This is a genomic window from Diaphorobacter sp., assembly GCF_050251835.1.
Lineage (GTDB): Bacteria > Pseudomonadota > Gammaproteobacteria > Burkholderiales > Burkholderiaceae_C > JBFXIE01.
The window spans coordinates 75,738-88,847 of record NZ_JBFWLZ010000008.1; the positions used below are offsets into that span (position 1 = coordinate 75,738).

General features: G+C 65.3%; 16 protein-coding genes. 14 read left to right on the forward strand and 2 right to left on the reverse strand.

All coding sequences use genetic code 11. The annotated features are described in order from the left end of the window. Positions 1-5: 5 nt before the first annotated feature. Positions 6-1,700: a sigma 54-interacting transcriptional regulator gene (locus AB7E35_RS04920; RefSeq protein ID WP_428162592.1), complete on the reverse strand. Its 1,695-nt coding sequence runs from the start codon at positions 1,698-1,700 to the stop codon at positions 6-8. Positions 1,701-1,998: 298 nt separating this feature from the next. On the opposite strand from AB7E35_RS04920, the gene AB7E35_RS04925 reads away from it, so the two are divergent. The 9 genes from AB7E35_RS04925 to AB7E35_RS04965 are packed head-to-tail and all read left to right on the forward strand — an operon-like array spanning position 1,999 to position 8,900. Then, complete coding sequence (locus AB7E35_RS04925; RefSeq protein WP_428162577.1) at positions 1,999-2,217, forward strand: phenol hydroxylase subunit; 219 nt, start codon at positions 1,999-2,001, stop codon at positions 2,215-2,217. Between the two features lie 38 nt (positions 2,218-2,255). Further along, positions 2,256-3,248, forward strand: a complete 993-nt coding sequence (locus AB7E35_RS04930; protein ID WP_428162578.1) for an aromatic/alkene monooxygenase hydroxylase subunit beta — start codon at positions 2,256-2,258, stop codon at positions 3,246-3,248. Positions 3,249-3,286: 38 nt separating this feature from the next. Next, a complete protein-coding gene (locus AB7E35_RS04935) occupies positions 3,287-3,556 on the forward strand; it encodes an MmoB/DmpM family protein (RefSeq protein WP_196996106.1) in 270 nt (89 codons plus the stop codon). A 40-nt stretch (positions 3,557-3,596) separates the two neighbouring features. Further along, a complete protein-coding gene (locus AB7E35_RS04940) occupies positions 3,597-5,156 on the forward strand; it encodes an aromatic/alkene/methane monooxygenase hydroxylase/oxygenase subunit alpha (protein WP_428162579.1) in 1,560 nt (519 codons plus the stop codon). Further along, on the forward strand, positions 5,153-5,509 hold the full coding sequence (locus AB7E35_RS04945) for a phenol hydroxylase subunit P4 (RefSeq protein ID WP_024538558.1): 357 nt from the start codon (positions 5,153-5,155) through the stop codon (positions 5,507-5,509). Before AB7E35_RS04940 ends, AB7E35_RS04945 begins: the two co-directional genes overlap by 4 nt. Before the next feature lie 54 nt (positions 5,510-5,563). Continuing rightward, the gene (locus AB7E35_RS04950) at positions 5,564-6,628 is read left to right on the forward strand and encodes an NADH:ubiquinone reductase (Na(+)-transporting) subunit F (RefSeq protein ID WP_428162580.1); all 1,065 of its coding nucleotides are present in this window, start codon (positions 5,564-5,566) and stop codon (positions 6,626-6,628) included. An 11-nt stretch (positions 6,629-6,639) separates the two neighbouring features. Next, positions 6,640-6,996, forward strand: a complete 357-nt coding sequence (locus AB7E35_RS04955) for a 2Fe-2S iron-sulfur cluster binding domain-containing protein (protein WP_428162581.1) — start codon at positions 6,640-6,642, stop codon at positions 6,994-6,996. 36 nt (positions 6,997-7,032) lie between these two features. Next, the gene (locus AB7E35_RS04960) at positions 7,033-7,977 is read left to right on the forward strand and encodes a catechol 2,3-dioxygenase (protein ID WP_032490117.1); all 945 of its coding nucleotides are present in this window, start codon (positions 7,033-7,035) and stop codon (positions 7,975-7,977) included. Between the two features lie 32 nt (positions 7,978-8,009). Continuing rightward, the gene (locus AB7E35_RS04965) at positions 8,010-8,900 is read left to right on the forward strand and encodes a SphA family protein (protein ID WP_428162582.1); all 891 of its coding nucleotides are present in this window, start codon (positions 8,010-8,012) and stop codon (positions 8,898-8,900) included. 30 nt (positions 8,901-8,930) lie between these two features. Here the strand turns inward: AB7E35_RS04965 and AB7E35_RS04970 are convergent, their stop codons facing one another. After that, the gene (locus tag AB7E35_RS04970; RefSeq protein WP_428162583.1) at positions 8,931-9,836 is read right to left on the reverse strand and encodes a LysR substrate-binding domain-containing protein; all 906 of its coding nucleotides are present in this window, start codon (positions 9,834-9,836) and stop codon (positions 8,931-8,933) included. 140 nt (positions 9,837-9,976) lie between these two features. On the opposite strand from AB7E35_RS04970, the gene AB7E35_RS04975 reads away from it, so the two are divergent. From AB7E35_RS04975 to AB7E35_RS04995, 5 genes are all read left to right on the forward strand, one after another. Beyond that, positions 9,977-10,639 carry a hypothetical protein gene (locus AB7E35_RS04975; protein WP_428162584.1) on the forward strand — a complete coding sequence of 221 codons (663 nt, stop codon included), beginning with the start codon at positions 9,977-9,979 and terminating at the stop codon, positions 10,637-10,639. A 163-nt stretch (positions 10,640-10,802) separates the two neighbouring features. After that, the gene (locus AB7E35_RS04980) at positions 10,803-11,138 is read left to right on the forward strand and encodes a 2Fe-2S iron-sulfur cluster binding domain-containing protein (protein ID WP_377559752.1); all 336 of its coding nucleotides are present in this window, start codon (positions 10,803-10,805) and stop codon (positions 11,136-11,138) included. A 22-nt stretch (positions 11,139-11,160) separates the two neighbouring features. Then, on the forward strand, positions 11,161-12,087 hold the full coding sequence (locus AB7E35_RS04985; protein ID WP_428167173.1) for a catechol 2,3-dioxygenase: 927 nt from the start codon (positions 11,161-11,163) through the stop codon (positions 12,085-12,087). A gap of 14 nt (positions 12,088-12,101) precedes the next feature. Next, entirely contained in the window at positions 12,102-12,533 is a 432-nt protein-coding gene (locus tag AB7E35_RS04990) for a GlcG/HbpS family heme-binding protein (RefSeq protein ID WP_032490123.1), read from the forward strand. 108 nt (positions 12,534-12,641) lie between these two features. Continuing rightward, positions 12,642-13,110: aldehyde dehydrogenase family protein (locus AB7E35_RS04995; protein WP_428167174.1), on the forward strand; the 469-nt coding region annotated here is incomplete at its 3' end.

Sequence of the window (13,110 nt, forward strand, 5' to 3'; positions counted from 1 at the left end):
TCGCCTCACGAAGCCGCCAGCGGCCGCTCTTGCAGGCGCGACAGGCGGTAGCTCAGTTGTGGGCGGGTCAGCCCCAGCGCGCGCGCCGCTGCCGCCAGGTTGCCGCCCGCGCGCGCCACGGCTTCGCGGATCAGCGCGTCTTCGAGCGCGTCCAGCGTCAGGCCGCTGGCTTGCAGGGTGTCGTACAGACCGGCGCTTTGCTGGCAGTGCGCTTCGCTTTCCAGCGCTCCTGCCGCGTTCACGGTGTGGGTCGTGGGAAGGACTGATGTGGGAAAGAGCATGGCGGCGTCCACCAGGTCGTCGTGGGGCGCCAGGATCACGCCGCGCTCGACCAGGTTTTCCAGCTCGCGCACGTTGCCGGGCCAGGCGTGCTGGCGCATGGCGGTCATGGCCAGGTCGGTGAAGCCCGCCAGGCGCTTGCCGTGCAGTGCGGCGTAGCGCTGCAGCAGGTGCATGGCCAGCAGTTCTATGTCGTCCGCGCGCTCGCGCAGCGCCGGTATGCGGATGGGATAGACGTTCAGGCGGTAGAGCAGGTCGCGCCGAAAGCGCCCTTCTTCCACGGCTTTTTCCAGATCGACGTTGGTGGCGGCAATCACGCGCACGTCCACCTTGCGCGGCTGCGTGCCGCCCAGGCGCTCCACTTCGCCCTGCTGCAGCACGCGCAGCAGCTTGGCCTGCGCGGGCAGGGGCAGCTCGCCCAGCTCGTCCAGCAGCAAGGTGCCGCCGTGCGCGCGCTCGAAGCGGCCCACGCGCGCGGCGGTGGCGCCGGTGTAGGCGCCTTTTTCGGCGCCGAACAGCTCGCTTTCGATCAGCTCGGCCGGCAGCGCCGCGCAGTTGACGGCCACGAAGGGCTTGTCGGCGCGCGGGCCCATGGCGTGCAACGCGCGCGCAAAGCGCTCCTTGCCCACGCCGGTCTCGCCGGTCAGCAGCACCGTGACCTGCGTGGGCGCGGCCTTGCGCAGCAGCTCCACGGTGTCGTTGAAGGCGCGCGAGCGCCCCAGCAGCGGGCCCTGGTCGTCCGCGGGCTGTAGCTGGGTGCGCAGCGCATCCACCTGCGACTGCAGCTCGCCCAGGCGCACCAGCATGGAGTCGGGGTCGTAGTCGCGCGCCAGTTGCTCGCCGTCGGGCCATTCGTGCTCAAAGCGGCCCTCGATCAGGCAGTGCGCGTGGCCGCAGGCGGTGCACTGCGTTTCCTTGAAAAGAACCGGACGCCGAAAGAAGGCGCTGGTGTAGCCCGAGGCATAGCCCACCAGCATCCAGCACACGGGCGCATCCTGCGGGCCCCAGGTGCGCTGGTGCACCTCGGCCTCCCAGCTGTGATCCCACTGAAAGACGCCGTGAAAGTGGCCTGCCGCCTCGTCCAGCTCGAACACCTGCGGCTGCACGCGCACCGCGCCCTCGAGCATGTGCAACTGCGGCCCGACGGCGAAGGCGTCGAACAGCGATGCGCCCGGCCGCACCTGGCGCGCCAGCAGCGCATCGCGCTCGCCCGATGCGTAGCCCGCACGCATCAGCAAGCGGCGGGCGTGCTCCGGCCCCAGGCTGGCCACCAGCTCGCGCCGCAACGCCTGAAAGGCCGCCGCATGTACCAGCAGCATGCGCTGATCAGCCAGCCAGATGCGCCCATCGACGGGCGAGAAGTGCACCAGCCGGCGCAAGTCGGCGTCGGACGGGTAGGGGGGCAGGGTGGTGGCCGGCATGAAAAAAGTATCGATAAACAGCGGGTGGTCGTCCATCGGGATCGACCCGGGGAGGTTTTTCATCATTTCATGAACTGGCTGACCCCTGGGTCTCATCAAAACATCATGCTGCTGTGCAGCAATCGCGGCTCCGGGCTGGCCGCGGGTGCCGCAGCCGGCGGCTACCAACCTGCGGGCGGGCCTCTTTGACGCGATTTGCTAGGGATTAACCCTGGATTTATCGATATTTGCGCGCAAAACGCCAGCATTGGCATGGCCCGTGCAAAACAGATGGCGCAAAACCGAAAAGGAGACCGTCATGACCCACACCGCCATTGCCACCGACGCATCTGCCACCCCGCAACCCGTCTGCGATCTGTCGCAGCGGTTTGTGCGCGTGCTGGGCCGCCGCGACAACGGCTTTGTCGAGTTTGCTTTCTCGCTCGGATGGCCCGAACTGTCGGTAGAGCTCATGCTCCCCGAGCCGGCATTCGAGGCCTTTTGTGCGGCGCACCGCGTGCGCCACCTGGACGACTGAACCCTGCCCCTAGCAACCATTACCAGGAGACAAGCCCCATGAACATCGACCTGCAGGCGCGCGAGATACAGCCGCTGCGCAACACCTTCGCCCGCGTGGCGGCCTACACGGGCGACAAGCCCGCGTCGCGCTACCTTGAAGCCACGCTGGGCATGCAGCCCGCCGCGAACTTCCATTACCGCCCGACCTGGGAGCCCGAGTTTGAACTGTTCGATGCCACGCGCACCGCGGTCAAGCTGGCCGACTGGGATGCGCTGCGCGATCCCCGCCAGTTCTACTACGCCAACTGGACCATGGCGCGTGCGCGCCAGCAAGAGGCGATGGAAGCCAATTACCAGTTTGTCGAGTCGCGCGGCCTGATCGACAAGATTCCCGACGCGCAGCGCGCCGGAGCCTGCGAGGTGCTCATGCCGCTGCGCCACGCGGCCTGGGGCGCCAACATGAACAATTGCACGATCTGTTCACGCGGTTATGGCACGGCGTTCACTGCACCGGCCATGTTCCATGCCATGGACCATCTGGCGGTTGCGCAGTACCTCACGCGCCTGGGGCTGGCACTGGGCGAGCCCGGCGCGCTCGACGCGGGCAAGAACGACTGGCTGCACGACCCGCGCTGGCAGGGGCTGCGCAGGCTGGTCGAGGACACGCTGGTCGTCAATGACCCGTTCGAGCTGTTCGTGGCGCAGAACCTGGCGCTCGACGGTCTGCTGTACCCACTGATCTACACGCATTTCGTGGACGACCACCTTGCGGTGCAGGGCGGTACGGCGGTGGCCATGCTCACGGCCTTCATGCCCGAATGGCATGACGAGAGCGCACGCTGGGTGGACGCGGTCATCAAAGTGGCCGCTGCCGCATCGGACGACAACCGGGCGCAGATCACCGGCTGGTTCAAGAGCTATGCCGATCGGGCGCAGGCCGCGCTCGTGCAGGTGGCGGACCTGGCACTGGGAGCGCAAGGCAGCGCGGCGCTGATTGCAGTGCGCACGGCGCTAGATGCGCGGGCCCGCAAGTGCGGCCTGGCTGTCTGAAGGAGGTCATCACCATGAACACCCCCAACGCCTCCGTCATCTCCAGCGTCTTCATTGCCTTTCAGGACAACGAAGAGTCCCGCCCCGTTGTGGACGCCATCCTGGCCGACAACGCCGAAGCCGTAGCCACCTATCCGCAGGGGCTCGTGAAGATCAACGCGCCCGGTCGGCTTGTCATTCGGCGCGCAACCATCGAGGAGCAGACCGGGCAGCGCTTCAACCTGCAGCAGCTGCACGTCAACCTCGTCACGCTTTCCGGCTACATCGACGAAGACGACGACGAGTTTTCACTGAGCTGGCAGCACTGAGCCAGCCGGCCGTTTCACCCAACAACCAGGAGATAACACCATGGACGCACCTGCTATCAAGAAGAAATTGGGCCTCAAGGACCGCTACGCCGCCATGACGCGCGGCCTGGCCTGGGATACGACCTACCAGCCCATGGACAAGGTCTTTCCGTTCGACAAGTACGAAGGCATCAAGATCCACGACTGGGATAAATGGGAAGACCCGTTTCGCCTGACCATGGACGCCTACTGGAAATACCAGGGCGAGAAGGAAAAGAAGCTCTATGCCGTGATCGAGGCCTTTGCGCAGAACAATGGCCAGCTGGGTATTTCGGATGCGCGCTATGTGAATGCGCTCAAGATCTTCTTCCAGGCCGTGACCCCGCTGGAGTACCACGCGCACCGCGGCTTTGCCCATGTGGGCCGCCACTTCACCGGTGCCGGTGCCCGCGTTGCCGCGCAGATGCAGTCCATTGACGAGCTGCGCCACTGCCAGACCGAAACCCACGCCCTGTCGCACTACAACAAGTATTTCAATGGCCTGCACCAGGCACCCCACATGTTTGACCGTGTGTGGTACCTGTCCGTGCCCAAGTCGTTTTTTGAAGACGCCTCCACCGCAGGGCCGTTCGAGTTCCTCACCGCCGTGAGCTTCTCGTTCGAGTACGTGCTGACCAACCTGCTGTTCGTGCCCTTCATGTCCGGCGCCGCCCACAACGGAGACATGAGCACCGTGACGTTTGGCTTCTCGGCCCAGTCCGACGAATCGCGTCACATGACCCTGGGCATCGAGTGCATCAAGTTCATGCTCGAGCAGGACCCGGCCAACGTGCCGATCGTGCAGAAGTGGATCGACAAGTGGCTCTGGCGCGGCTACCGCCTGCTCACCATTGTCGGGATGATGCAGGACTACATGCTGCCCAAGCGCGTGATGAGCTGGAAGGAAGCGTGGGAGATGTACGCCGAGGAAAACGGCGGCGCCCTGTTCCGCGATCTGGCCCGCTATGGCATCCGCGAACCCAAGGGCTGGAAGGAAGCCAGCGCCGGCAAGGACCACATCACGCACCAGGCCTGGAGCGGCTTCTACAACTACGCGGCCGCCGCCGCGTTCCACACCTGGATGCCCAAGGAAGACGAGCTGAACTGGTTGTCCGAGAAGTACCCCGACACCTTCGACAAGTACTACCGGCCGCGCTTCGAGCATTTCCACGCGCAGCAGCAACAGGGCAAGCGCTTTTACAACAAGACGCTGCCCATGCTGTGCACCATCTGCCAGGTCCCCATGTTCTTTACCGAGCCCGGCGATCCGACCAAGATCTGCTACCGCGAGTCCGACTACCACGGCGACAAGTACCACTTCTGCAGCGACGGTTGCAAAGAAATTTTTGACGACGAGCCCGAGAAATATTCGCAAGCCTGGCTGCCCGTGCACCAGATTTACCAGGGCAACTGCTTCCCCGAGGGCACCGACCCGACGGTGGAGGGCTTTGACCCGATGGCTGCCGTGATGGACTACTACGACCTGAAGGTGGGCCGGGACAACTTCGACTTTGAAGGCTCGGAAGACCAGAAGAACTTTGCCGCCTGGCGTGGTGATGCTGTTCAAGGAGACAAGGCATGAGCGTCGTTGCTGTCAAACCCTACGACTTTCCCGCCCGCGACCGGCGCGAGAACTTCCCCGCACCGCTGCTCTACATCGGCTGGGAGGATCACCTGATGTTTGCATCACCGGTCTGCCTGCCGTTGCCGCCGGATACCCCGTTCGGCGCGCTGGCCCAGGGCGTGCTGCCCGGCGTGTACGGCGAGCACCCCGACTTTGCCAAGATCGACTGGTCCCAGGTCGAGTGGTTCAAGTCCGGCCAGCCGTGGACGCCCGATCCGGCCAAGTCGCTGCAGGCCAATGGCCTTCAGCACAAGGACGCGATCCGTTTTCGCACCCCGGGCCTGACCGGCATCCAGGGTACGTGCAGCTAAGTCCCATTCGGTGAGGGAAGCCCGGGGGCTACCCCCGGGCCCCGCGTCCATGCCATGACCTACCAACTGACCATCGAGCCCTTGGGCGCAACGATCGACGTCGAAGAGGGCCAGACCCTGCTCGACGCCGCGCTGCGCCAGGGCATCTACATTCCCCACGCCTGTGGCCACGGCCTGTGCGGTACCTGCAAGGTGCAGGTTGCCGACGGCGATGTGGACCACGGTGCCGCCAACCCGTTCGCGCTGATGGACTTCGAGCGCGACGAGGGCAAGACGCTGGCCTGCTGCGCCACGCTGCAGTGCGATACGACCATCGAGGCCGACATTGACGAGGAGCCCGACGCCCAAATCATTCCCGTGCGCGACTTCGCGGCCACGGTGGAGCGCATCGAGCGGCTCACGCCCACCATCAAGGCGCTGCACCTGCGGCTGGACAAGCCCATCCGCTTTCAGCCGGGGCAGTATGTGCAGCTGGAGATTCCGGGCCTGGGGCAAAGCCGCGCCTTCTCGATCGCCAACGCGCCGGGCGCAGATGGCGAATGCGCGCAGGTTGAGCTCAACGTGCGCCATGTGCCCGGCGGTGCCGGCACCACCTGGCTGCACGAGCAGCTGCAAGAAGGCGCGCGGCTGCGCCTGGCCGGGCCGTATGGGCGCTTTTTTGTGCGGCGTTCGGCGCGGCTGCCGATGGTGTTCCTGGCGGGCGGCTCGGGGTTGTCGAGCCCGCGCTCCATGATCCATGCGCTGCTTGCTGGCGGCTGCACGGAGCCGGTCACGCTGGTCTATGGCCAGCGCTCGCGCGACGAGCTGTACTACGACGATGAATTTCGCGCACTCGCGCAGCAGCACCCGCAGTTCACCTACGTGCCGTCGTTGTCAGCCGAGCCCGAGGGCTCGGACTGGAGCGGCGCGCGCGGCTTTGTGCATGAGGCCGCGCAGGCGCACTTCCGGGGCAACTTTGCGGGCCACAAGGCTTATCTGTGCGGCCCGCCGCCCATGGTTGAGGCCTGCATTGCCACGCTGATGCAGGGGCGGCTGTTCGAGCGCGACATCTACACCGAGAAGTTCCTCTCGGCCGCCGATGCGCAGGGCGCGCGCAGCCCGCTGTTCAAGCGCGTCTGACGGAGGCCGGCATGTGGACGAGCCCAAGACCCACTGTGAACGTGCATGTCGCGCAGACCGGTGACTGCTATGCCTGCGCCACCGACGAAAGCCTGCTCAAGGGCATGCTGCGGCTGGGCCGCAAGGGCATTCCCGTGGGATGCGTCAACGGCGGCTGCGGCGTGTGCAAGGTGCGCATCGTCGAGGGCGGCGTGCAGCCGCTGGGCCCCGTGAGCCGGGCGCATGTCAGCACCGAAGAAGAAGCGCAAGGCTACACGCTGGCCTGCCGCGTGGCGCCCACCCAGGCGGTGTGCCTGGAAGTGGCCGCCCGATTGCGCAAACCGTTTCTGGGCAGTGCCGCCTCGGTGGCGCAACGTCCAGCCAATTGAGTCATTGAAGATTTATCAACCAAGAGGAGACATGAAATGGGTGTACTGAGAATCGGCCACGCGAGCCTGCGGGTCATGGATATCGCTGCTGCCGTCAAGCACTACGAAGAGGTCCTGGGCCTCAAGACCGTCATGAAGGACAGTGCGGGCAACGTCTACCTGAAATGCTGGGACGAGTGGGACAAATACTCCATCATCCTGACCCCCAGCGACCGGGCGGGCCTGAACCACGTTGCCTACAAGGTGGAGAAAGACGAGGATCTGGAGGCGCTGCAGGCACGCATCGAGGCCTGGGGCATCAAGACCACGCTGCTGCCTGAAGGCACGCTGCCCTCCACCGGCCGCATGCTGCAGTTCAACCTGCCCAGCGGCCACGAAATGCGCCTGTACGCCATGAAGGAATACGTGGGCACCGATGTGGGCACTGTCAATCCCGACCCGTGGCCCGACGGTGTCCGGGGCGCGGGCGCGCACTGGCTCGACCACCTGCTGCTGATGTGCGAGATGAACCCCGAGGCCGGCATCAACACCGTGCAGGACAACACGCGTTTCATGAAGGAATGCCTGGACTTCTTCCTGACCGAGCAGGTGCTGGTGGGCCCCCAGGGCGACATGCAGGCCGCCACCTGGATGGCGCGCACGTCCACGCCACACGACATCGCCTTTGTGGGCGGCCCTGTCAGCGGCCTGCACCACATCGCGTTTTTCCTGGATTCGTGGCACGACGTGCTCAAGTCCGCCGACGTCATGGCCAAGAAGAAGGTCAAGATCGACGTGGCCCCTACGCGCCACGGCATCACGCGCGGCGAGACCATCTACTTCTTCGACCCCAGCGGCAACCGCAACGAAACCTTTGCCGGACTGGGCTACCTGGCGCAGCCCGACCGCCCAGTGACCACCTGGAGCGAGGACAAGATGGGCAGAGGGATCTTCTATCACACGGGTGACCTGGTGCCGTCCTTCACGGACGTCTATACCTGACCCGGCGCGCAGCCATGCACAAGGAACACAGCATGAAAAAACACAGGGTCATTGCCGCGCTTGCCCTGGCGGGCGGTCTGGCCGTCAGCAGCGCGCAGGCCGAGGGGCACTACGTGCCGGGCGTGGAAGGGCTGCAGGGCGCCAGCGTGCCGCCGCCCGGCTTTTACTACCTGGGCTACCTCGTCAACTACAACATTGACGATTTCCGCGCGCCGGGCACCAGCGACAACCTGCCGGGCCACAACCGGGGCACCGTCACGGCGCTGGCCAACCGTTTTGTGTGGATCTCGCAATACAAGCTGCTGGGCGCCGACTACGGTATGGAGGCCATCGTGCCGGTAATGCGCACCTCGCTCACCATCAACGCGGCGGGCATCTCCGACACCCGCTCGGGCGTGGGCGACGTGTACCTGGGCCCGCTGGTGCTGGGCTGGCACGGCCAGCAATGGGACGCCGTGGCCGCCGCCGGCGTGTGGCTGGACAGCGCCAGCACCAGTCACCCCGCATCGCCGGGCAAGGGCTTCAAAAGCACCATGCTCACGGGTGGCCTGACGTATTACTTCGACAGCGCCAAAACCTGGACCGGGTCGGCCTTGATGCGTTTCGAGCGCAACGGCAAGAACGACGCGGGCCTGCGCCCGGGCAATCAACTCACGATGGAGTGGGGGGTGGGCAAGTCCTTCGGCACCTGGCAGGCGGGGCTGGTGGGCTACAGCCAGTGGCAGACCAGCGAAGACAGCGGGCCGGGCGCCAGCACCCACAAGGCATCGCGCCACGCGCTGGGCGCCGAGGTGGTCTATCCCGTGCCTGGCGCGGGCATGTTCCTGAAGGGCGCGCTCTACAAGGAGCTGAGCGCCGAGGCAGGCACCGGCGCGCAGCCCAAGGGCTCTCTGCTGCGCTTCTCGCTCGTAAAAGCCTTCTGAGCGGTGAGCGGTGAGCGCTGCCGCAGGCGGCTACCCCGGCGCAGCGGCGCGCACTTGTGCAAAGGCGCGCACCACGTCCAGAAATGCCCCCAGCACGGGGGAAGGGTCATCGCTGCGATACAGGCAGCTGAGCTCGATGTCGCTCAGGTGGCGCGAGCGCAGCGGCCGATAGGTCACGCCGGGCAGGCGCAAGCTGGTGGCCGAGCGGGTGGTGATGCAGCAGCCAAAGCCGCCCGCCACCAGCGCCACGGCGGTCACTACGTCCTGCACCTCCTGCTCGACACGCGGGGGGATGCCCTCGGCGCGGAAAGCGTCCGTCACCTCCTGTGCCAGACCGCGCAGGGGCACGTTGGGGTAGAGGATGAGCGGCATGCCCTCCAGGTCGGACAGGCGCAGCGAGGGGCGCACCGCCAGCGGGTGGCTGGCCGCCAGGGCCACCACCAGCGGCTCGTGCAGAACGGTTTCGATGCTGATGTCGGCCTCTTGCGGCACCAGACGGTTAAAGCCCACGCTGATGCGCCGCTCGCGCAGCGCCTGCAGCTGGGCGTCTTTGGTCAGGTTATGCAAAACAATTTTGACTTCGGGGCGCTCCTCGTGAAAGCGCGCCAGGATGCGCGGGATCACATCCAGTACGCCCGAGCCGAACAGCCCCACATCCAGCTGCCCGATCAGGCCCTGGCCTGCCAGTCGCGTGCGCTCCAGCGCCTGCTGTGCCAGCGCGAGCAGGTTGGGGGTTTCCTGCAGCAAGGTGTGGCCGGCGTCGGTGAGCTGCATGCCTTTGGGGGTGCGCACAAACAGCGGCACGCCGATTTTTTCTTCCAGCGCCTGGATGTGGCGCGTCAGCGGCGGCTGCGACAAATGCAGGCGGGCCGCCGCACGGCCAATGTGGCCCTCTTCGGCCACGGCAAGAAAGTGGCGCAGGTCACGCAAATCCATGGGGGCCCCCGTCCGTGCTGTAAAGATGCTGAAATGGTATGGGATACAGCAAAAAACAGTATTGGAAGGTATCGGGAGGGCGTCCCATCATCGCGGGCATGGCCTGCTTGTTGAGTGGCGCAGCTTTTCAAGGACACCGAATGACGGCTTCTTCACCCGCCTCTCCCGCCTCCCACACTTCCCCTTCGGCGACCGCCCGCGGTGCAGTGGCCGACGCTTCCCGCCGTGTGGTCACCGTGCTGATTGCCCGCCGCGTGGCGCCCGCGTCGGTGGCGGCGTTTGAGGTGGCCATGCAAGGCATGCTGGCCGCTGCCGAAGGGTTTGCCGGGCACCTGGGCGGCCAGGTCATCCGACCCGGTGACAGCGATACCCCGGGCGAATCGCTTGCTGCGGACGGCAGCACCGAGCCGCTGCTCTACCACGTCGTTTTTGCGTTCGATAACGAAGCCCACCTGGCCGCCTGGCAAAACTCCGCCGAGCGCGCGCACTGGCTAGCCCAGGTGCTGCCGCACACCGTGGGGCAGCAGCAGCTGCACCGGGTTACCGGCCTGGACTACTGGTTTGCCGCCCCCAACAGCACCACCCGCCCCGCGCCGCCGCGCTGGAAGGTGGCCACCGTGACCTGGCTGGGCATTTTTCCTACCGTGCTGCTGCTGTTTCTGACCATTGCGCCGCTGATGGCCGACTGGTACCTGGTGCCGCGCGTGATGGTCATTACCGTGCTGGTCGTGCTGATCATGACCTGGGTGGTGGCGCCGCGCCTGACGCGCTGGCTGCATTGCTGGCTGCACGCCAAGCGTTGAAACCGCCTTATCACAAAAATCAAGGGAAAACCCTAATAAATGCCAAAACGGTATTGAGGGTGGGCAAAAATGGTATTGGACGGTATTGAAATGTCTTTCTATCGTTGCTTCCTGGCTCGCAATTGCTGGTTTTTTAAAGGCACCGCGTAAGCGACACACCACCATGCAGAAATTTGTCGTCAGCATCGAAGACACCGGCGAGCAGTACAGCTGCGTCGGCGGTCGCTCCGTGCTGGAAGGCATGGAAGCGTTGGGCAAAAAAGGCATTCCCGTGGGCTGCCGGCAGGGCGGCTGCGGCGTGTGCAAGGTGCACATCCTGGAAGGCCAGTACGCGCGCCGCGTGATGAGCCGCGCGCATGTCAGTGCCGAGGAAGAAGCCGCTGGCTGCGTGCTGTCGTGCCGCATCTACCCGACCAGCGACCTGCGTCTGCAGGTCGTGGGTGCAATGAAAAAGAACGTCTGCCGCCCGCTGGCGGCGCCCCCGTCAACCCACCCGTGAACCCCATCAAAGGAGACCCACCATGGCATTAACCGGCGTTTTGCGCCCAGGACACGCACAAATCCGCGTGCTGGATCTGGAGGAATCGGTCAAGTGGTACACCGAGGTCATGGGCCTGGTGCCCATGGGCCGCGACAGCCAGGGCCGCGCCTATTTCAAAACCCGCGCCGAGCGCGATCACAACAGCGTGATCCTGCGCCAGGCCGATCAGGCGGGTATCGACCTGTTTGCCTTCAAGGTGCTGGACAAAGCCACGCTGGAAGACTTCGACAAAAAGCTGCAAGCCTTCGGCGTGAAAACCGAGCGCATCCCCGCCGGTGAGCTGCTGGAGACCGGCGAGCGCGTGCGCTTCCAGATCCCCACGGGCCACACCGTCGAGCTGTACGCCGAGAAAACCGACGTGGGCAACGGCATCGGCTACTTCGACCCCGATGTGGATGTGCTCGACGGCCCTGGCATTCGCCCCATCCGCATGGACCACTGCCTGCTGTACGGCGGCGACATCGAAGGCAACCTCAAGCTGTTCACCGAAGTGCTGGGCTTCACCCTGGTCGAGCGCGTGAAGCTGGAAGACGGCCAAACCGACCTGGCCATCTGGATCACCTGCAGCGCCAAGGCCCACGATATCGCCTTTGTGCGCCACGCCGAAGACGGCAAGCTGCACCATGTGTCGTTCCAGATGCCCAGCTGGGAAAGCGTGCTGCGCGCCGCCGACATCATGAGCGTGAACCGCGTCTCGATCGACATCGGTCCCACCCGCCACGGCATTACCCAGGGCACGACGATTTACTTCTTCGACCCCAGCGGCAACCGCCTGGAAACCTTCTGCGGCGGCTACGACCACTACCCCGACATGCACCCCATCACCTGGAGCTGGGAGAACGTGGGCCGCGGCATCTTCTATCACGACCGCAAGCTCAACGACGCTTTCCTGAGCGTGGTGACCTAAAGGAGCAGGCGGCAATGGCACAACACAGCGTTGAACAACGCGCCATCACTGCCGAGGCCGCCAACGCGGCCGTGGTTGCAGCGGTGGCCAAGGCGGGCGAGCTGGGCATCCGCATCAATGTCGCCGTGACCGACGCATCGGGCGTGCTGGCGGCCTTTCTGCGCATGCCGGGGGCGTTTTTGCATTCGGTGGACATTGCCATCGACAAGGCCTACACCAGCGCCGGCTTTGGCTTTGCCACGGCGCAGTGGGCCGGCATTTTGCAGGGCGACGAAGCGCTGCGCCTGGGCATGCCCACGCGCCCGCGCAACGTGGTTTTTGGCGGCGGTCTGCCCATGCGTGAGGGCGGGGCGCTGATCGGCGGCATTGGCGTGTCCGGCGGTAGCGCCGAGCAGGACGAAATCTGTGCCCGCGCCGCGCTGACGGCCCTGGGATTGGATCCATGAAGGAGTCGGCCGCCCCGGGGTGCCAGGCATTTCATGCGGCACCCGGGCAGGCCGCTGCGAACCTGCAGGCCGCAGCGTTGTTCAACATTTCCATAGCAAGGTAACACCATGAAAGAGTTCCTGAATTTCATCAACGGCGAATATGTTCGCAACGCCAGCGGCAAGACGTTCCAAGACATCAACCCGGTGAACGGCCAAGTCATCGGCAATATTTACGAAGCCGGCCAGGTCGAGGTTGATGCCGCCGTGGCCGCTGCCCGCGCTGCCCTGAAGGGCGACTGGGGCCGCCTGTCGGTCGCAGAGCGCTGCAAGCTGCTGGACGCCGTGGCCGGCGAGATCAACCGCCGCTTCGACGACTTTTTGCAGGCCGAAATTGCCGACACCGGCAAGCCGCACCACCTGGCCTCGCACGTGGACATTCCACGCGGCGCGGCCAACTTCCAAATTTTTATCGACACCATCAAGAGCACGGCCACCGAGTCGTTCAACATGCGCACGCCCGACGGCAAGACCGCGCTGAGCTACGGCGTGCGCGTGCCGCGCGGCGTGATTGCCGTGGTCTGCCCGTGGAACCTGC

What these genes read in the sequence shown, in the direction of transcription:
- AB7E35_RS04920 (WP_428162592.1), bottom strand. Translation starts at nt 1,700, where the DNA reads ATGCCGGCCACCACCCTGCCCCCCTACCCGTCCGACGCCGACTTGCGC.
- AB7E35_RS04925 (WP_428162577.1), top strand. Translation starts at nt 1,999, where the DNA reads ATGACCCACACCGCCATTGCCACCGACGCATCTGCCACCCCGCAACCC.
- AB7E35_RS04930 (WP_428162578.1), top strand. Translation starts at nt 2,256, where the DNA reads ATGAACATCGACCTGCAGGCGCGCGAGATACAGCCGCTGCGCAACACC.
- AB7E35_RS04940 (WP_428162579.1), top strand. Translation starts at nt 3,597, where the DNA reads ATGGACGCACCTGCTATCAAGAAGAAATTGGGCCTCAAGGACCGCTAC.
- AB7E35_RS04945 (WP_024538558.1), top strand. Translation starts at nt 5,153, where the DNA reads ATGAGCGTCGTTGCTGTCAAACCCTACGACTTTCCCGCCCGCGACCGG.
- AB7E35_RS04950 (WP_428162580.1), top strand. Translation starts at nt 5,564, where the DNA reads ATGACCTACCAACTGACCATCGAGCCCTTGGGCGCAACGATCGACGTC.
- AB7E35_RS04955 (WP_428162581.1), top strand. Translation starts at nt 6,640, where the DNA reads ATGTGGACGAGCCCAAGACCCACTGTGAACGTGCATGTCGCGCAGACC.
- AB7E35_RS04960 (WP_032490117.1), top strand. Translation starts at nt 7,033, where the DNA reads ATGGGTGTACTGAGAATCGGCCACGCGAGCCTGCGGGTCATGGATATC.
- AB7E35_RS04965 (WP_428162582.1), top strand. Translation starts at nt 8,010, where the DNA reads ATGAAAAAACACAGGGTCATTGCCGCGCTTGCCCTGGCGGGCGGTCTG.
- AB7E35_RS04970 (WP_428162583.1), bottom strand. Translation starts at nt 9,836, where the DNA reads ATGGATTTGCGTGACCTGCGCCACTTTCTTGCCGTGGCCGAAGAGGGC.
- AB7E35_RS04975 (WP_428162584.1), top strand. Translation starts at nt 9,977, where the DNA reads ATGACGGCTTCTTCACCCGCCTCTCCCGCCTCCCACACTTCCCCTTCG.
- AB7E35_RS04980 (WP_377559752.1), top strand. Translation starts at nt 10,803, where the DNA reads ATGCAGAAATTTGTCGTCAGCATCGAAGACACCGGCGAGCAGTACAGC.
- AB7E35_RS04985 (WP_428167173.1), top strand. Translation starts at nt 11,161, where the DNA reads ATGGCATTAACCGGCGTTTTGCGCCCAGGACACGCACAAATCCGCGTG.
- AB7E35_RS04990 (WP_032490123.1), top strand. Translation starts at nt 12,102, where the DNA reads ATGGCACAACACAGCGTTGAACAACGCGCCATCACTGCCGAGGCCGCC.